General features: G+C 65.5%; 1 protein-coding gene (cut by a window edge). It reads left to right on the forward strand.

The window, feature by feature from the left end; all coding sequences use genetic code 11:
• A protein-coding gene (locus tag BMI88_RS04440; RefSeq protein WP_146673468.1) for a matrixin family metalloprotease crosses the window boundary here: on the forward strand, positions 1 to 21,562 show its 3' portion. 17,738 nt of this gene lie to the left of the window's left edge; the window shows 21,562 of its 39,300 coding nt (coding positions 17,739–39,300); its start codon lies beyond the left edge, outside the window; its stop codon occupies positions 21,560 to 21,562.
• The last annotated feature ends 32 nt before the right edge of the window (positions 21,563 to 21,594 follow it).

Here is a 21,594-nt window from a genome sequence, read left to right on the forward strand (position 1 = left end):
TTTCGACATCGCGCTGAGCGGGGCATACGGCGAGGACATCACCGATCAACTGGCGATCGGCGACGTGACCGTGACCGGCCTGACCATCACCGAGCTGATGGATATGGGTGGCACGATCCGCGTCTTCGCAGACGGCTCGCTCGGCATCGGCAGCCATGACGTGACGCTGGCCGCGAACAGCTTCGGCGATGCGGCCAAGAACCGCGTCCAGACGCTGTCCTTCACCGTCTCTGGCCCGCAGGGTGATCTGGTCGATCCGGCGAATGAGGGCAGCACGGGGCTCGGCGATGTGAATGGCCGCGGCTATGTCGATCTGCATTTCGAGCGCGCGGTGGGCGGCGCGCTCGATGTGGGCTCGATCACCGATCTCGCCCCGGAATTCGCCTTCGGCGGCAGCGGCTCGATCACCTTCGACGACACGCTGGCCCCGGTCTGGCTGAACCCGCAGGCGACCTCGGGCGACTATATCTTCCGCTACTTCACCACCGGCGCTGCTGCGGCCGACACCACGATCTCGCGCATCGCGACTTTCGAGGATCAGCCGACCGTTCTGCGCGCCGATGGCACGGCCGACGATGCGACCGGCCCGGTCTCCTTCGATGCGAGCACCCTCTCGGTCGCCTTCCTCGACGTGCGCTACACGCCGACCTATGGCGACGAGATCGACTTCGGCACGCTGGGCGACGAGATCAGCTTCTCGGGCACCGGCGCGAATGGCGTCACCGTTTCCTCGGCTCTGATCGTGGGCGACGGGCTGACCGTGCGCTACTTCCTCACCGGCAAGTTCACCGCCGGCACCGTTCAGGTCGATTACGCCGCAGCCAGCTTCGGCTCGGGAAGCTACGACAACGACGCGAAGACCCAGAGCTTCCGCCTCGTCCAGCTTGGTGCGAGCCTGACCGACCCGGTCGAAGGCGCTTCGGTGGGGCAGGCGCCCTTGAACGAGCGCGGCTTCATCGACGTCACCTTCGAGCTGCCGAGCTATGCCACCGGCGTCGATCTCGAGAGCATCACCGATGCCGGTGCCGAGGTGATCCTGAGCGCGACCGGCTACACGATCGAAGTAGATGATAGCCAGGCGCCGACCTACATGGGCGACGATGCGAACGGCAATCCGATCTTCCGCATCTGGTATCTCGGCGACTTCGCGGGCTCGAACCTCGACGACAATGTCTCGGTCGAGTTCATCTCGGGCAGCTTCGACTGGATCGGCACCGATGGCGGCACGATCAAGGCGATTACCGCGACCAACAGCGAAGATCTGGTGGTCACGACCGGCAAGATCGGTCTGGGCGCCAGCGCGCCGACGGCGACCTATGTGGCGCTGTCGCTCGGCACGAGCCAGACGCTGACCGATAGCAGCCTCGCGACCACGGACTTCACGCTGACCGATATCGACGGCAACTCGATCACGATCACCGGGATCCAAGCCCGTGGTCCCCCAGGCGAGTTCGCTGTGACCTTCGACTCCGCCGACGCCGCCGACGGCGCGGTGCTGACCCTGACCTATGCGGCGGGCGCATGGACCTACGGGGCCGCTGCCTCCGAGGCGATCGATCCGACGACGCTCTCGATCAAGCCCACCGACACCGCTTCCTATATCGACATCACCTTCGACACGCTGGGCGATCCGAGCCTCAACGCGCTCTACGCGATCGACGCGGCCACGATCGACGGCGACGAGTTCACCCTTGGCGGGGCAGGCGGGGCCAATCTCGATCTGCTCGACCTCACCCCGACCGACATGGGTGACGGCACCTTCCGCTACTATGTCTCGCGCGAATTCGGCCTCGGCACGGTCACGGTTTCCTTCAACGAGGGCAGCTGGTCCGACCTGCAGGGCAACGAAGGCGGCGCGAGCCAGCAGAGCTTCCGCGTCATCGACCAGATGCAGGAGGGCGGCCAGCCCGGCGAGGATGCCGACCCGGCCACCACCCGCGTCTTCTTCATCCGCGTCTCGGGCTCGATCACGCTGAATTCGGCGGGCATCGTCGACGAGCCGCTCGTCGAACTGCGCGCGCAGGCCGAACTGACCTTCGGCGATTACATCAAGGCCGACGGCTCCAAGGTCTTCCGCTTCGCGCTCGAAGCCTCGGGCACAATCACGGTCTACAAGCTCGGCAATATCGGCTCGGCGGCGGCACGCTTCGTGCTGGAGACCGGCGGTATGTCGAGCGGCCTGCCGCAGTTCTGGGGCGTGGCCACCATCCAGCCGAACTTCGAAGCGCTCAACGAATATGGCGTCTGGATCAAGGGCAACGCGACCCTGATGATCAACATGTCGGGCGAAGACAAGGTCGAGACCCTGTCGCTCGAAGGCATCCTCGGCGATCAGCTCGAGCGCATCTCGGGCGGCGACGACGACACGGTGGCCGTGGCCGATCTCGGCGCGCTGCCGAGCCAGGCCAATGAGGGCTTCTACGAGAAGCAGGCCGTCAGCACGCAAGTGCGCGCCACCTTCGCGGAATTCGGCGTCACGCTCAGCTCGGAAGCCAAGATCGAGCTGGTGCGCGAGCTGAACACCCAGTCGCGCTGGCGGATTACGGACGGCGCGAAGAAGTACTTCATCGAGAGCCTCGACGGCACCGCGACGCTGCATTCCGAAGAGCAGACCTACGAGCTGACGCGCAACTCGGTCGTCTTCTATATCGGCGGCGCGATCAAGCTGACCGATCAGAACGCGAACGACCCGGATGTCGACACGAGCGTCAACGTCTATGCCGAGCTGACCGGCGCCTTCTACCTGAAGATTTCGCAAGACCGGGTCGAGGTCTTCGTCGCGGCCGGCGCCAATGTCTTCAACGTGATTTCTGGTCAGGCGGTCGGTCTGCTGATCATCGACTTCGGCACCGCCCCGGGCAGCGCCTTCGGCGTCGCGGGTAGCCTGTCGCTCGAGGTGAGCGTGGGCGATGCCGGCGGCGAGAATACGGACGCGGCGAACAATGCCGGCAGCTTCGGCAATATCGCGGAAGACGTCTTCCGCTTCGAGGCCGAGGTCATGGTCCTCTTCAACACCACCGGCATCACCCAGACCTTCGATGTGCCCGACGCGCTCGTGCCGTTCCTGCCGCCGAATGTTCCGACGACTTTCGAGATCTTCGAGCGTCCGCCGATCCTCGGACAGAACGAACGGGACATGACCAAGGATGCGGGCCCCTATTTCGTGGTCCAGATCAGCGGCTCGGTGACGCTCTTCGACTCGGTCACACTCAACGGCTTCCTGTCCGTCACGGGCACCGGCGACTCCCTGACGATCCAGGGGACGGTTTCCGGCCGGATCGCGAATTTCGGCGCGGTCGAGGGGATGCTCTATCTCGAGGCGAATATCGGCGCGAGCGATCCGGGCGTGGTCGGGCGGGCGCAGCTGTCGCTGGTCGGCGGGTTGGAGCTTCCGGGCGTCAGCCTCGGCGGGTCGCTCTCGATTATGCTCGAATTCAACACCTACGCGACGACGCAGGATCGCTACACGATCGTCACGCAGGGCGAATATAATGATCTTGTCGCCAACGGAGATGCGACCGCCAACACTGACGGCACCTTCTATTACGGCACGATCTCGGTCGAGAACGGGCTGTTCCTGAAGGTCACCGGCACGCTGGTCGTCTCGGATGTGATCGAACTGACGGGCGTCTTCACCTTCCGTATCGGCACCGCGCCCGATTTCGAACTGGTCGCGACGCTGGATGTGCAGGCGAAGCTCGTGGGCGTGGCCGAATTCGGTCTGACCGGCGGTCTCGTGATCGCGGATGGCGGGCTGGTGATCTATGCCGAGATCGATCTCAACATCGACCTCGCAACCGTCATCACCGTGACTGGCAACGCGACCTTCCAGCTCAACACCTTCTCCAGCGCGCGCACTCTGGAGATCCCGACCATCAATGCCAGCGGGCAGGAGAGCACGATCTCGGTCACCGTGGCCTCGGGCTTCAGCCTCGAGATCGTGGGCTCGGTCAACTTCGTTGGCCTCGCGACCGCCTCGGGCCGCGTCTATATCGGCCTCAATGCCAGCGAGTTCCGCGTCGAGTTCGATGTGACCTTCGGCCTAGCCGGGCTCAACATCTCGGCCGCAGGCGGCGCGGTGCTGTTCTTCAACGCCTCCACTGGCGAGCTCGACGGCCTCGCGCTGCTTCTGGATGTCAGCATCAACGCCAATATCGCGCTGGTGATCGACATCGAAGCCAGCGGGAAACTGATGCTGAACACCGTCAATCGCGACGTGACGATCTCGGGCCGCGTGCTGGAGCGCAACTCCTTCGTGCTCGATCTCAGCGGCAAGGTCGAGTTCCTGAAGGTTCTCAAATTCGAAGCGGGCTTCCGGATCGAGGTCACGGACAACGCCTGGCGCGTGGACTTCAACGCGAGCATGGACTTCTTCGGTCTCGCCACGATGAGCGTGAACGGCTGGTTCAACTCGAAGGGCTATTTCGACCTCTCGCTGAGCGGTCGCCTCGTGCTGGGCTCGAATAGCTTCGGCCTGACGGGCAACTTCTCGATCCGGGTCTATTACCTCTTCGACGATGCGGCGGATGTCTACAAGCTCGGTGTGTCGGGCTCGGCCTCGGTGTCGCTGCGCGCCTTCAACATCAGCTGGGCCACGGTTTCGATCAGCTTCTCGGCCACGGCGACCGGCACCGGCCGCGTGCCGATCGTGATCTCGGCCAGTGCGAGCGTGAAGGTGCTCTTCGTGAAGGTCTCGGTGAGCATGTCCTTCACCGTGGGCTATGTCGAATTCCCGACCCCGATCTATCTCGCGGGCGATCTGAACGGCGACACCAATTCGGGCACCTACAAGGATTGGGATGACACCTCCACGATCCTCGTGCTGAACATGGGCGACGCGAATACCAAGCGCGGTATCGGCGAAGCGACAGAGGGCGAGACCTATATCATCGAGGCGGTCACCCCGGTCGTGAACGGCGCGCAGACGATCCGCGTGATCTATTCGGGCCGCGAGCAGGTCTTCGAGCACGTCCACGAAATCCGCGGTTATGGCGGCACCGGCGACGACCTGCTGGTCGTGCGCGACGGCGTCGCCGTGCCGATCCTCTTCGTGGGCGGCGCAGGTGTCGATACCGTGGCCTACGAGGGCGACGGTCAGGTTACGATCAACTCGGCCTCCGAGGGCGGCACTGCGGGCGATCTGGGCGATCAGATCAGCATCGGCAGCGGCGTCGCGGTCGGCTCGATCATCTACGGCTCGGGCGCGAATGACCGGATCGTCTCGGACGCGCTGGTGCCGATCACCATCTACGCGCTCGGCGGCGATGACGTGGTGCTGCAAAACGGCACGGGCGTCGCCACGATCTACGGCGGCACCGGCGCGGACCGCCTGATCGGCGGCGCGGCGGCGGATGTGATCAACGGCGAGGGCGGGGCGGACGAGATCGACGGTCGCGGCGGCGCGAACACGATCAACGGCGGCGGCGACAATGACCGCATCTTCCGCAGCCTCGCCTCCGACGGCGTCGAGGTGATCAACGGTGGCGGCGGCACCGACACGATCCTGCTTTATGGCACCGCGAACCCCGACACGGTCACGATCGGCCAGAAGCCCTCTGACTCCGGCATTCTGCAGGCGCTCGACGCCGATGGCAGCGGCTTCGAGGCCGACGGGGTCGAGGGGCTGATCATCCATCTGCTCGGCGGCACCGATACGCTGACGGTCAATCCGCTCGGCCAGACCGATCTCAACACGATGCGGATCGACGACGATCTGGTCGTGGAATCCGCCGATCCCGCGAAGGATGTGGCCGAGATCGACGGCGCGAGCGACGGCGTGGCCGATGCGGTGATCTTCAACGGCACCAGCGGCGTCGACACCTTCACGCTGAAAGCGGGCGCGGTGGCCGATCAGGAATTCATCCTCGTCGCCGCCTGGTCGACCGGCACCGTGACCGTCACCTTCGACGACACGATCCGCGCCAAGGGCGACACGCTGCGCATCTCGGCGGCGGGCGGCAATGACAAGATCACTGCGGGCCCGGCCGTGGCGGCAGGCGATCCGACCAACGCGGCCCCGCTGACCCATGACCTGATCGCGCTGACGCTGGAGGGGCAGGGCGGCAACGACCGGATCATCGGCTCGATCTTCAACGACGTGATCGATGGCGGCGCGGGCTCGGATACCGTGACGGGCGGCGAAGGGCTCGATGTCTTCCGCGACACCGACGAGGCGAACGAGACCGACACGCTGATCGAGGTCTTCGCGGGCGAGGATATGGGCCTCTACGAGAACCTGTTCCTCGTCGGCAAAGTCTTCCAGGCGGACGGCTCCACAGCCTATGCGGACGGCACGACCGATGGCGCGATGGTGCCGGGCGACGCCGATCTGTGGAGCGCCTCCGGTATTGGCGCGGGCGAGACCACGGTGGAGCGTCTGAACGGTATCTTCGAGGCGGTCGATCTGACCGGCGGCGACGGCGTCAACAACACCTTCGTCGTCAACGACCTGAGCGGCTCGGTGACGGTGGGCGGTCTCGCGATCGGCGTCAGCGCCTTCAACGGCACCGTGACGCTCGACAATGCGGGCTCGGATGCGAGCGGCGATCTGGAGCATTACATCATCGCGGCTCCGCTCGGTTCGGGCTTCACCGTTCATATCACCGACAGCAGCACCACCGACGTGGACAAGCTGGTCTATCTGGGCTCGCAGGGCGACGATTATGTCGCGATGTCGGTGGGCCTGATGGCCGCCTCGCGCTACACCAATGCGGCTGGCAAGGTGCTGGGCGCGGCTGCCGTCAGCATCGATCACACCAATCTCGACGTGATCGAAGTCGATACCCGCGAAGGCGCCGACGTGATCGCGGTCACCGCGACCGATCTGCCGATCTACATCAACAGCGGCATCGGCGACGACGTGATCAACCTCGGCTCCGCCGCCTCGTCCGAGCCGGGCACCGCCCCGCTGGGCGGCACGCTCTCGGGCATCGCCGCGCTGATCCAGATCGACGCCTATGACACCTATAGCGGCCCGCTCCTCGCCGATCGGGGCAATGACACGCTCAACATCGACGACAGCGGCAATACCGGCGCGACCACCGGGGTGATCGGGCTGGAAGATCGCACCGCGGTCGAGGGCTTCATCTTCGTGGATGGCTTCACCGCTGCGACCGCGGGCATCCGCTACATCGCGCTCGAAAACGTCAATGTCGATCTGGGCGACGGCGTGAACGACGTCACCCTCAAGTCGACCGGCAAGCGCGACGTGACGACGCTCGAGACCCGCGACGGCGCCGATATCATCAAGGTCTTCGCGATCAACGGCCCGACCACGATCGGCACCGGCGCGGGCGACGATGCGGTCACCGTCACCGATGACGACCCCGACACGCCGCTGGCCAATGACGGCACGCTGAACGCGATCCTGTTCGGCTACCTGACGATCGATGCGGGCGCGAACGATCCGGTCACCTACGAGGTCGACGGCACCATCGTGAACCATGGCGATACGCTGATCGTGTCGGATGCGGGCGACACGCTGCCCGATCAGGGCGGCTATCTCAGCGGCACCGAGATCGTCGGCCTCGGCATGACGCTGGGCGTGGTCTATGCGGGCTTCGAGGAACTGGAGCTGTCGCTGAGCAACGGCAATAACGGCTTCCACGTCTCCGACACCCATGCGGGTCTGACCACGCTGAACACCGGCGACGAGACCGCGACGGGCGATGCCACCTCGGATGCGATCACCATCGAGAAGATCTCGGGCCGCACCTTCCTCAACCTCGGTGCGGGCAACGATCTGGTGCAGGTCAACTACTACGCCGACGGCACCCAGACCTTCCTCAACGGCATCGACGGGTTCGAGCTGGATATCGACGGTCAGGCGGGCAGCGACCTCTATGACATCGGTCTGGCCAGCGCGGGCAACTCCACGATCCGCATCCTCGACACCGGCACCGCCTTCGACGGCATCGACCGCGCCGAAATCCGCGGTACGGACGGGCGCGACCTGTTCCTGTTCCGCGCCAATCAGGACCTCGATGTGGGCGTGGTCGCGGCGCTGCCGATCGCCGAGGACGGCACGATCCTCAACACCGTGGTCGAGCGGGTGGAATACAACTCCGCCATCGACGCCGATCTGCGGGTCTTCGGGCGCGCGGGCAATGACCTCTTCGTCTTCGACGACACGCTCGCGGGCGTTCAGGCCTTCGGCGATGCGGGCGACGACACGTTCCAGATCGGCCAGCTCTTCGCCTCCTTCCGCGACGAGCAGAACCCCTATAACGGCCTGAGCGGCATCGACTATTACGAGACCACGCAGGTCACCGTCGGCTTCCTGTCGAACGGCGTCAGCTTCGACACCACGATCCGTGGCGGCGACGGCGAGGACAGCTTCACCGTCTACTCGAACAAGGCCGAGCTGTTCCTCTATGGCGAGGCCGATGACGACACGTTCCAGGTCCGCTCCTTCGTTCGCGTCGACCCGAACGACCCGGCTGCGCCGTTTACCAACATCAATGGCGGGCAGGGTGCCGACTTCATCCAATATGCGGTGAACGCGCCGGTGCGCATCGATGGCGGCGACGGCTTCGATACGATGACCGTGATCGGCACCGAGATGGGCGACGACTACGTCATCACCAAAGACGGCGTCTATGGCGGCGGGCTCTTCATCTCCTACACCGGCATGGAGAAGCTGGTGGTCGACGCGCTGCAGGGCAACGACACCTTCTTTATCGAGAGCACCTCCGAGGGCGTTCTGCTGGAGATCGTGGGCGGTCTGGGATCGGATAGCGTGAACCTCGGCGGCTCGGATCTCGACGGTGTGACTGAGGGCGGCGCGATCACCGTCGTGTCGAACGGTCTCAACGGTCACAGCGGTCTCATCCAGACGACGGTCGACAGCACCGATCCGCGCTATCAGGCGATCTGGGCGCAGGATCCGGTCTCGCAGATCAAGGACAATGACGCGCCCGATCTGGTCTTCTTCAACACCGATGGCGAGGCGGGCTCCAGCGTGCTGCGCGTCTTCGAGGCCGCAACCGCCGATCCGACCATGTCGGTCACCCGCTACGCGATCGCGCTCTCGCGCGCACCGGACGAAGACGTCTACATCACGATCTCGCCGACGCTGGGCACCGAGGGCGATGTGGCCGCGGGCGCCGAGGGTGTGCTGGTCAACGGCTCGGCCTCGGGCACGGTGCTGCACTTCACGGCGGCCAATTGGGATACGCCGCAATACGTGACCGTCACCGCGATCAACGATCTGGTGGCCGAGGGTCGCGGTATCGTTCAGCTGCGCCATACCGTGACCCAAGGCGACAGCCGCGCCGATGATACCGGCTTCGACAATCTCGCCGTGCCGAACATGCTGGTCGATGTGATCGACGATGAAGTGGCCGAGCTGCTGATCTTCCCGGTCGACAATTCCTCGGCCATCGATCTCGCGGGCGACACCATCGTGGCCGAGGCCGCAGCGCTTGCCGCGAATGACCGCTTCGCCGTGATGCTGAGCCGCGCGCCGACCGGCCCGGTGCAGGTGAACTTCGCCGTCGATGGCAACGTGACGCTGTCCTCGAATGTCGTGAACTTCGACGGCTCCGATTGGAACACCGCGAAATTCGTGACGATCACCGCGGTGAACGACAGCGCCGACGAGGGTGTGCATTACGCCCGCATCCAGCCCACGATCTTCGAAGACACGCGCGACGCCTTCCTTGGTGCGACCTATGCGGATGTGGCCGGCGGGGTCGCGGCGAATATCAACCGCGATATCAGCCAGCCGCGCAGCGCCGAGGTGCTCTATACCGCGGCCGATCTGACGATCCTGCGCCCGAACACGGCCGTGTCCGAGATCTACACGCTCACGCTGGGCGGCATCGACTATGTGGTCGGCGTCGGGATCGGCGAAGTGGTGGCGGATCTCTCGACCGTGACCGAGGGCACGATCGTCGTCGATGCGCGCCTCGATCAGACCGCCACCGCCGCGGATATCGCAGATGCCTTCGCGACGCTGGTGAACGCGGACGCCGAGCAGGCTGCGACGATGACGGGCACGGGTGCCACGCGCAGCATCGCGGCAGCGGCGGGCGTCTCCTTCAAGCTCCTGATCGAGACCAGCGATCCCGCCTCCGGCTATCTCTTCACGCCCACCGACGACATCTATGTCTCGATCTCGGGCGACGCGTTCGAGTTCTCGAGCGATGAGCTGAGCGTCGATGCGGCCACCAGCAAGCGCGCCTATGACATCGTGGCCTTCCGCCTCGGCGCGTCGCTGGCCGACGGCACGCTCGCCGCCGATGGCACGTTGGTCGATGGCGCGACCTGGATCATCAAGCTCGACGGGCTGCAGGTGCAGGCGACCGCCGAGTTCGGCGACACCATGAGCGACATCGTCAACAAGCTGGTCGCCCAGTTCGCGGGCGCCGATTACTCGGCCTCGGCGGGTTATCTGCAAGCGACGCTGCTGCCCTCGGTCGACGGTGCGATCTACTCCAATGCCGGGGCGAAGACCTGGACCATCCTCGTCGACGGTCAGCTCATCAGCTACACCTCGCAATCGGGCGATGAGCTGGGCGGGATCGCGGGCATCTCCGACGAACTTGCAGCGCAGATCAACGCCGCCAATCTCGGGATCACGGCGGTGGTCGATGCCAATGGCGCGATCACGCTGACCTCGGCCACGGCCTTCTCGCTGCTGCCGCTCGACAGTGAAGACGCCTCGATCGCAATCGCGAGCGATGCGAGCCTGACGCCGCCGAGCTACGATCTGGGCGAGATCTTCATCTTCCGCACCCCGGGCGCGGGCGGCATCGAGTCCTTCTCGATCGAAGTGTTGCGCAAGACGAGCCCCGACGCGGCGAACACCCGGACCGGCGGCGCCTATGTCAGCGCGGATGCGGTGAAGTCGCAGACCCATTGGCAGCTTGCCCGCATCGCCTTCGCGGCGCCGCTGACCCCGATCGTGATCCCCGAGGGCACGAGCCTCGCCTATGAGATCGGCACGAACATCACCAATGCCGAACTCGCGCAGCAGTTCACGCCCTACAGCTATGTCGTGGGCAGCAACGGCGACAATCTCGCGCCCGCGCCGCTCGACGTCACCGTGCTCGATGACGACGCGCCGACGGTGGAGATCATCCAGACCGGTGGTTCGACCGATCTGGCCGAGCGGGCGCCGGGCGATGTGCAGGTCGTTGACAGCTTCTCGGTCGTGCTGACCGGTGCGCTGAGCGGCAACAACACGGTCCGCGTCGACGTCACCCCGCTGCCGACCCGCACCTACAATTCGCAAGAGGCGTTCAACGCGGATGCGAACTTCGGCGAGAACGAGCTGGTTCAGGTTCAGGTCGCAGCGCCGCTTGCAGCCCTGTCGCTGGCAGGGGAGGCGGTCGCGGGTGAGACCTGGCAGGTAACCCTGTTCGACGATGTGGACCTCCGCGCTGGCGCCCAGACGGTCGGCTACACGGTTCAGGCGGGCGACGATCTTGATGCGGTTGCTGCGGGCCTGATCGCCGCGATCAACGGGGTCTCCGGCTACAACGCCACGCTGACCGCCGATGGTGCGATCGAAATCTCGGTCGATGCCAGCGCGAGCTTCACCCGCTTCTTCGTCGAGGTCGGCATCGCGGGCGACAGCCAGGGCAGCATCGACACCCGCACCGTGCAGGACTTCAACTTCGCCAATGTCCTTGAATTCGAGATGATGGGCGTGCCTGCGGCGGGCGAGGTCTGGACGGTCAACTTCGACGGCCAGAGCTTCTGGCATACCGTTAGCGCAGGGCAGTCGCTGTCGAACATCGCTGCCGCGCTGGGTGCCCAGATCAATCTCGCGAATGATGCGGCCACCGCGAATGGCGATCCGCGCGCCTATGAGGTGATCGTCGATGGTCGCGTGATCTCGATCCGCGAGCTGGCCGATCCGGCGGCGGATTACGCGGCCTCGGCCTCGGTCAGCGGCCAGAAGGCCGGCGAGATCGCGGCGCGTCAGTTCGTCGAGTTCGATAACACCAACTGGATGACCCCGCAGCAGATCACCGTGATCGCGATCGACGATGCGATCGTGGATGGCGGCGACGCGCAGGTCTTCGGCGCCTTCAACGACCGCGTGAATTCGATCCGCGGCCCGGTTTCGATCATCGGTGGCGAGAGCGATACCGACGTGTCGCTGCGCGTGCCGGTGCTGCTGCCGGGCGAGACGAACATTCCGCTCGCTGATGGCGTGACCGGGACGGTGACCGATGGTGGCACGGTGATCACCATCGATCCCGAAGAGCTGACCCATGTGAACGGCGATTATGGCGAGCGTCCGGGCTTCGATCCGCGCATCAACGACACCGCCACGATCTACGACATCGCGACCATCGATCCCGATGGCACGCTGAGCGGCCGTGTCGATGTCGCGAGCGTCTCGGAAGATATCCTTTCGCTCGTCAACGATGCGGGCATGACGCTCACGCTGATGGTCGGCGCGCAGGATGCGGTCGAGGCGGGCTATGTCTGGTTCTTCGGCACCCCCGATCAGAGCGACCTGTCGCTGATCGACTGGCTGACGGCTTCGGTCGATCTGGCGGGCGATGTGACCGCGTTCGAGACCGTGACCGTGACGCTCGATGGCACCGACTTCAGCTACACGCCGGACACGGAACACGCCTACCGCTCGATCGTGCTGCGCGAACTGGCCGCGCTGATCGACGCTTCGGCCGAATACGAGGCGGTGGCGACGGTGAACCTGCTGGGCGAGACCCGCCTGCATGTGAAGCGCGCCGATGCAGCCGCCTTTGACATCGCGGTGACCACCTATGCGGGCCTGACCTCGACCATCGGCGGCGCGCCGGTGCAGAGCCTCTATAACGACGCGAATATCCACTGGACCGCGGCCGCGTTCCACCTGATCCAGCCGCCGGCGAGTGGCGCGAGCTGGGCGCTGACGATCAACGGTGCGGCCACGCCGGCTTCGGTCACCTCCGATGGCAGCTTCGGCTCGGTCACCCAAGGGTTGGCGGCGCGGATTTCCTCGGTCTATGCGCCGGTCGTCTCGGGCAGTCAGATGGTGCTGGAGAGCACGCCGCCCGCCGACTTCGACACCGATCCGGGTGCGCTCATCACCTACGCGCCGGTCAATCCGAACCTGCGCGTGGACGAGGCCGAGCAGATCGACACGCTCACCGTCTTCAACAACGAGAGCCCGGCCATCGACAGCGGCGTGCTGACCGAGAACCATCTCTCGGGTCTGGGCATGGGCGGCGACACCTATATCGGCGGCGAGCTGATCGCGGGTGGCGTCAGCTATACCGGCCTCGAAGTGGTCGACATCCGTCTGGGCCGCAACGTGGATACCTTCACGGTCGAGAGCACCCATCGCGGCAAGACCATCATCGACAGCGCGGACGGCAATGACGTGATCTACGTGAAGACCACTGCCGGTCACACGATCATCCGCACCGGCAACGGCGACGATCAGGTCTATGTCGGCTCCGATCAGGGCGTGGTCGACCAGATCACCGGCCTGCTGATCGTCGATATGGGCGCGGGCGAGAACGACCGTCTGTTCCTCGATGACAGCGCCGATCTGAACGACAATGTCCTCGTGCTGGATGGCGCGCGCGTGGCCGGGCTCGATATGCCCTCGGTGGCCGAGCGTATCCAGATCGAGACCCGCGGCACCGGCGGCAGCTTCACGCTGGCGCTGCCGGATGGAACGCCGGTCACGGTGGCCTTCGATGCGGATGCCGCGGCGATGAAGGCGGCGATCGACACGGTCTTTGCCGATTACGGCTCCGATGCGCAGGTGAGCGTCGAGGCGACCGATAGCGGCTATATCTACACCGTCATCTTCGGCGGCCCGACCGGCGGCGTCGATCTGCCCGACCTGATCGTCGATGCGAGCGGCATCACCAGCGACGCGAACACCACCGCCAATGTCGAGGTGACCGAAGTCATCAAGGGCACTACAGATCCGGGCCTGAACCAGATGCAGGCGATCACCATCGCGGCCGAGGGCGGCACCTTCACGCTGGCCTTCATGGTGCCGGATGTGCTGGGCAACATGGATCTGCGTATCTCCGACCCGATCGCCTATGACGCGACGGCCGAAGAGATCGCCGCGATCCTCGAGCCGATCCTGAACCCGAATAACAGCCGTCCGTTCCTGCCCTACACGAAGAACTTCGCGGTCGACCGCTTCGGCGACACGATCTACCTGACTTTCCAGGGCGCGCTGGCCCAGACCACGGTCGAGGCTGTCGATACGCGCGGCCTGACCGGCGATGTGCTGGAGGCGCGCATCGATATCGCCGAGCCGAGCGCGGGCGACACCTTCACCATCGATCTGACCGATCTGGCGACGCCGCTCTTCGACGATGCCTTCCCGGGTGACTTCGCACTGTCGAGCTTCGCCTATACCGCGCTGGCCGGCGACACGGCGGCGGATGTGGCTGCGGCGCTGGCGGCTCAGATCATGGATGCCCAGGGCCCGAACATCATCGCCCATGTCGAGGGCACGGTGCTGGTGATCACCTCGCGCTCGGGCGAGCGGATCTCGGTCGTGGTCAATGGCGGCGACCCGGCGCTCGACTATCTGCTCGGCCCGCTGGGCATCCAGACCGATCTGGCCAAGCTCGAGACCCGGATGGACGGTGTCGATTACTACGGTGTCGAATATCTCGAGATCGGGATGGGCGCGGGCAACGATGTGATCAACGTCCGCGGCACCACCGCCCATACGACGCTGAACCTTGGCGCGGGTGACGAGCGGATCTATGTCTCCTCCGAGGCGGGCTTCGGGCTCGACACCGACACGACCTTCCTGACCGGCCATCTGCTGAACATCGAAGGCATGCTCAACATCGAAGCGGGCACCGGCCGCCACAAGCTGATGATTTCGGATGAGGCGACGGTGCAGGGCGACGGCACCACCGATCTCCGCGCCGAGATCACAGATGACCGCGATGCCGCGCTGGCTGCGGCCACCGCCTGGGGCGACGATACCGAGCTGTCGAGCGTCAACGAGATCTTCGTCGTCGGCATCGCGCCCGCGCCGATCACCTATGGCGCGGATGCGGCGGGCAACTTCCTCGGCGGCATCACCTATTGGACCGGCTTCGGCGCGGATGCGATCGCGATCGACGGCACCCATGCGCGTGACATCGAAGGCGGTCGCGAGCTGACGGTTCTGAATACCGGTCTCGGCAATGACGACGTGACCGTCGATCTGCAGGCGGGTGAGGACGGGGCTTTCGTGCTCAACACCCAAGGCCCGCATGATGCGAATTACGCGCCCGACTGGGGCTATGCCCGCGACTATCTGGAATTCGCCGATGACGATATCGTCGATGCAGCCCTCAGCACGCTGCCGCTGATCATCTTCGGCGGGCAGGGCGATGACCGCATCACCTCGGGGCTCGCGAATGACATCGTCTTCGGTGATCGCGGCCGGATCGACTACCTCACCGCGGACGGCACGGGCTATGCGCTCAAGCTCGGCTCGGGCGGCCCGGATCACGTCAATGACGGCACCGATGTCGCGCCGACGCTGATCTACACGATCGACCCGACCATCGGCGGCGCGGACACGATCACCACGCTGGGCGGCGACGATATCGTGCTGGGCGGCGTCAATGGCGACACGATCACCACCGACGGCGCGACCGACAGCGGCATGGATATCGTGATCGGCGACAGCGGCTTTATCGACTACGTCTCGGCTGACGGCGACCGCACCGATATCGACGAGATCGCCACCACCGCCGAGACCTATGGCGGCTCCGACCGGATTGTGACGGGTCTAGGCGACGATATCGTGCTCGCCGGTGAAGATGGCGAGACGATCCTCGACGCGCTGATCGACGGCACCCGCTCGCGCGACCGCGAAACCATCGCCGCGACGATCCTTGCCGAAGGGCAGCAGATCGCGGGCGACTATGTCGATGCGGGCCAGGGCGACAATATCGTGCTGGGCGACAACGGTCGGATCGTGGCCGCCACGGATGATGCGCCGCGCTTCGGCACGCAGCCGATCACGCTCGGCCGGATCGAGACCACCACGCCCGAGATCGGCGGCGATGACGTGATCCTTGCGGGCATCGGCTTCGATATCGTGCTGGGCGGCACGGCGGGTGACGTGATCCGCGTGGCCGAGGGCGAGGTCTATGACGTCGCCTTGGGCGATACGACCCTGCGCGATGCGGGCAATATCGTCCTTGGCGACAATGGCTATATCGACTGGGTCAAGGCGGATGGCGATGCCTCCGACATCGACGAGATCGCCTCGACCGCCGAGGCGATCGGCGGGGCCGACTGGATCGTGACCGGCGGCGGCGACGATATCGTCATCGCGGGCGTCGACGGCGGGGCTCTGAGCGTCGATTGGGGCGATGGCGAGACCGTCATCTCGGGCGATTACGTGAACGCGAGCCAGGGCGACAATATCGTGCTGGGCGACAACGGCCGGATCGTGGCCGCGACGGACAACGCGCCGCGCTTCGGCACCCAAGCGATCACGCTGGGCCGAATCGAGACCACCGCGCCCGAGGTTGGCGGCGATGACGTGATCCTTGCGGGCATCGGCTACGATATCGTGCTCGGCGGGGCGGGCGGCGATGCGATCAACGTGAAGATCGACGAGGTCTATGCCGCGACCGACACAGCGACCACGTTGCATGACGCGGGCAATATCGTGATCGGCGATACCGGCTTCATCGACTGGGTGGGCCTCGACTATGACGCCTCCGATATCGACGAGATCGCGACCACCGAGGACCGCTATGCGGCGACCGGTGCGATGATCGGCGGCAACGATCTGATCGCCACCGGCGCGGGCCGCGACTTCATCATCGGCGGCACGGCGGATGACACGATCTTCGCAGGCGCGGGCAACGATCTGGTCTTCGGCGATCACGGTCGGATCGTGGCGCAGCCGGGCGGTGGCGTGGATGCCGACCTGCTGCCGCTGAACCTGACCGAGCTGACCACGCAGTTCGACTTCTACTCGATCCTGCGCAGCGAGAACGACGGCGGCGGGCGCGACATGATCTTCGCCGAGGATGGCGCGGATATCGTGCTGGGCCAGCAGGGCGCCGATGTGATCTATGGCGGCAACGGCGACGATGATCTGATCGGGGGGCATAACCGTCCGGGCGGCGATGATGGCGCGGACCGTATCGACGGCAATGGTGCGGTACTGTTCGAGGATCGCCCGGTGATCAGCGCCTGGTTCGATCTGGACGCGCAGGCGCTCGACCCGAATGCGACCGATAACGACGTGATCCTTGGCGACAATGGCATCGTGATCCGCACTGATGCGGCCGAGAGTCTGCGCTTCCGGATGCTCGCCGATGGCACGCTGACGATCTATGACGCTGCCGATGACGGCACCGGCTCGAACGCAGGGAACACGGCACAGACCAACCCGACCGGCGTGGAAGAGCGGCTGATCGCCCTCTTCGATCACACCGACGCGAACGAAGCGACCCGGACCGACCTCTATGGCGCGGATTACCTCGCAGGCGGCGCGGATGACGATGTGATCTTCGGTCAGCTTGGCGACGATGCGATCCAGGGCGACGGCTCGGCCACGTTCCGCGGCCTTGCGCTCACCACCGCCTATGACGCAACCGATGACGGCTACGCCACGCGCCTCTCCGACGGCACGCTCAGCGTGAACCCGACCCGCAGCATCGACGCGGCGCGCGACGGCGACGACTATATCGAGGCCAATGGTGGCGACGACATCGTCTTCGGCGGGCTGGGGCAGGACGACGTCATCGGCGGCTCCTCGGATCTCTACATCCATGATGCGCGCGCGACCGGTGAGGGCTTCAGCCTCGATCTGCTGGCCACGGCGAATGTCGACGAGACCTTCCGTCCCGACGGCGCGGATATGCTCTTCGGCGGGCAGGGCGATCCGGTGACGCTGAGCCGCAACGACTACGGCCAGAGCGGCGCCAATGCCCACGCCGGCGACGCCGATGTGATCCTTGGCGACAACGGCCGCATCCTGCGTCTGGTGGGTGCGACCGGCTTCCTCGGCTTCAACTACGACACGCTCGATCCGGCGCGGGCCTCGGGCACCGTCATCGGCGGCGCGTATCATTCCGACGCCTGGCTGGTGGTGCGCGCGGTCGAGCTGCTCGACTACCATACCGGCGGCCCGGATGTCTGGGGCGCGGATGCGCTGGCCGACAATGGCGGCGCGGATGAGATCCACGGCGAGGGCGGCGACGACGCGATCTACGGCATGCGCGGCAATGACGTGCTCTATGGCGAAGGTCAGGACGACGATCTGATCGGCGGCTGGGGTCATGACTGGATCTCGGGCGGCACGGGTCAGGACGGCGTGCTGGGCGACGATGGCCGCATCTGGACCTCGCGCAACGACCGTGGCTATGGCGAGCCGCTCTACGGTGTTCTGCCGGTCAGCCCGCAGACGATCTCGACCCCGGGCAAGATCCAGCAGGCCGATATCAACGTCCAAGGCGCGCTGAAGAAGACTGTGAACCTCACGCCCTTCTTCCTGACCGCCGATGGCCAGACCGACGATCCGCTGCAGGACCCGGCCTATGCCGACGACATCATCTATGGCGGTCTGGGGGACGACTTCCTGCATGGCGGCGCGGGCGACGATCTGGTCTCGGGCGCCGAGGCATTGGCCGAGGCCTGGTATCTCGCCTATCCGAACGACGCGCTGGCACCGGGTGTCGCGGGCGTGCTCGTGCGCTCGGATTACACGGTGCCATTCTGGTCCGCCGATCCCGCGGCCACGCAGGGCAATGCGCTGGGCTACAACGCCTTCTACGCGGGCGAGTTCGCGGCCTATGACGAATACAACCCGCGCGATGTGATCGTGATCGACGCCGCTGGCCATTACGTCTCGCTCTCCGAGGCGACCGACGGTCTGGCCTTCTTCGCGAGCTTCGATCCGGCCGATCCGGGTGCGCCGCAGGTTGGCACGCTCGAGCAGGATGGCAGCCCGGTCTATAGCGACGGCAATGACGTGATCTTCGGCGATCTGGGCAATGATTGGCTCGTCGGCGGCACCGGGCGCGACCATGTTTATGGCGGCTGGGGCGACGATCTGATCGATGTCGACGACGATCACACCCGCGACGCGGATGGATCGGCCCTTGGCGCGAATGACACGCCCGATACGTCGTCGAGCTATGAGGACATCGTCTATGGCGGTGCCGGTCGCGACATCATGATCGGCAATACCGGTGGCGATCGCCTGATCGACTGGGTGGGCGAGTTCAACAGCTACATCGTGCCCTTCGCGCCCTTCGGTGCCTTCACGATCTCCCGTGCGCTGGCCCCGCAAATCCAGGAGTATCTCTACGATCTCTCGGCCTCCGACGGCGCCGACCCGACCCGCGCGGCCGATACAGGTGACTACAACGCCGACCGCAACGGCGAGCCGTGGGGCGAACTGGGGCTGGTGATGCAGAAGGACGACGCATGGCAGGAGCAGACCGGCGCGCCGAATGATCCGCAGCCGGGCAACATTCCGGGCGGTCGCCGTGACGTGCTGCGCTCGGCCGATTTCAATGGCAATGGCGGCGGCAAGGACGCGCAGGGCTTCGCCGCCGATAGCGGGGTCTGGACGGTCGAAGGCGGCGCCTTCGCGGTGAGCCCGGAAACGCTCGGCGGCGATGCGGTCTCGGTCTTCTATATTGGCGACGCGCTGCCCAGCTACTTCGAGATGAAGGCGACCATCGTCGGCGGCAAGCCCACGGCGGGCCTGAAGTCGAACGCCTATCTGATCTTCGACTACCAGTCGCCGACCGACTTCAAATTCGCGGGCGTGAACATCTCGACCGACAAGTTCGAAATGGGTATCCGCACCGCCGATGGCTGGATCGTGCTGGAGCAGACCCCGGTTCAGGCCAAGCCCGACACGCCCTATAACCTGCTGCTCGCGATCAACGGGCTGACGGCGACGCTGGTGATCGACGGGCAGGAGTACTTCACCCATGTCTTCGATGCGCGGATCGATCAATACGGCGTCACCCACGGGCTGAACTCGGGCTATGTCGGGATCGGCGCGCAGAACTCGGTGACCAAGCTCGACAATATCGCGGTGCAGGTGCTGCCCCCGGAATTCACCCTCGATGAGACCGAGGACTTCTCGGACGGGATCGCGGATCGTTTCGCCACCGATACCGCCTGGCAGATCGATGCAGGCGCGCTGGATGCCCAGCCCACCGGTGTGCCCGCCATCGCGCTGTCCGATCTGGTGATCGCGGAGACCTCCGTGACGCGGCTTGCAGCGCAGATCGAGACCAACGGTCGCGCGGGCTTCGTCTTCGACAGCTACACGGACGGGCGCTACAAATATGCCGTGATCGATGCCGCCAATGACCGCGTCTCGATCGGTTATTACACGCATCGCGACGGGTTCGTGGAAACCGCCAGCTACGACATCGCCATCGACGGCAGCCAGTCCAACAAGCTCGAGATCACGCTCGCCCGCAGCACGGTCAGCCTCGCGCTCAACGGCCACGAAGTGCTGGGGCATGCCTTCTACGCCCCGGTTGCGGATGGCGCGGTCGGTCTGATGGCCTTCGATGCGGCGAGCTTCGACGATGTGCGCCTCGCGACGAACGACCCGGCTTATTTCACGCCCGACACCGGTTCGCTGATCTACGACTACAATTCCGCCGGTCCCATCGCGATTGCGGATCAGGGCGTGACCACGCAGAGCCTCTATGTCGGCTCGGATGTGGTGATCGCCGATCTCGACGTCACGCTGAGCCTCACCCATGAGCGGCTGAGCGACCTGACCGTGACGCTGATCGCGCCGGACGGCTCGCGGATCGAGCTGTTCGCGGCGCTTGATGGCACGGCGATCGACACGCGCTTCGACGATGCGGCCGCCGAGAGCATCACCGGCGCGGCGGCACCTTACGGCGTGACCTATCGCCCGGCAGGCGATCTAGCGGCGCTCGAGGGCAAGATGTCGGGCGGGGTCTGGACGCTGGAGATCGTCGACGGGGCGAAGCGCAAGACCGGCACGCTGGAAAGCTGGTCGCTGACGATCGAGGCGGCGCAGGCGCTCCATGCGGTCTCGGTCGCGGAGGTGCCGGAAGGTGCGGTGCTCGATGAAGACCTTCTGGCCGCGGCGCGTGCGCAGGCGCTCCAAGAGATCGCGCAGGAACTGGGCCTGACCGCCGAAGAGATCGCGAAGCTCGAAGCGGTGCAGATTTCTATCGCCTCGCTCGACGGCACGCTTCTGGGCTATACCGCCGAGGGCGCGATCACGCTCGATGCGGATGGGGCAGGGCATGGCTGGTCGCTCGATGGCAGCGAAGGGCTGAACCTCGTCGATGCGCTCAAGCATGAGTTCGGGCATATCCTCGGGCTGGCCGACGATAGCGACGCGGCCACCTGGATGGACCCGACCCTCGCGGCTCAGGACACCACGCCCGCGGCCAACCCTGTGCCGAACACCCCGAATGATACCGCTTCCGAGACGGCGACTGACACAGCCACGCAAGGCACCGCGCCCAGCGACACCACCGCAGCCCCGAGCCCTGCGCCGGTTACCGAGCCTGAACTGGCAACAACGACCCCGACTCGAGGCAATTCAGGCCAAACGGGTAAACAATCGCGCAATGCAAAAGGCTGACGCAGGGGCCAATGCGTTCAACTGCCTCGTTT

This window comes from Thioclava sp. F36-6, assembly GCF_002020305.1.
Lineage (GTDB): Bacteria > Pseudomonadota > Alphaproteobacteria > Rhodobacterales > Rhodobacteraceae > Thioclava > Thioclava sediminum.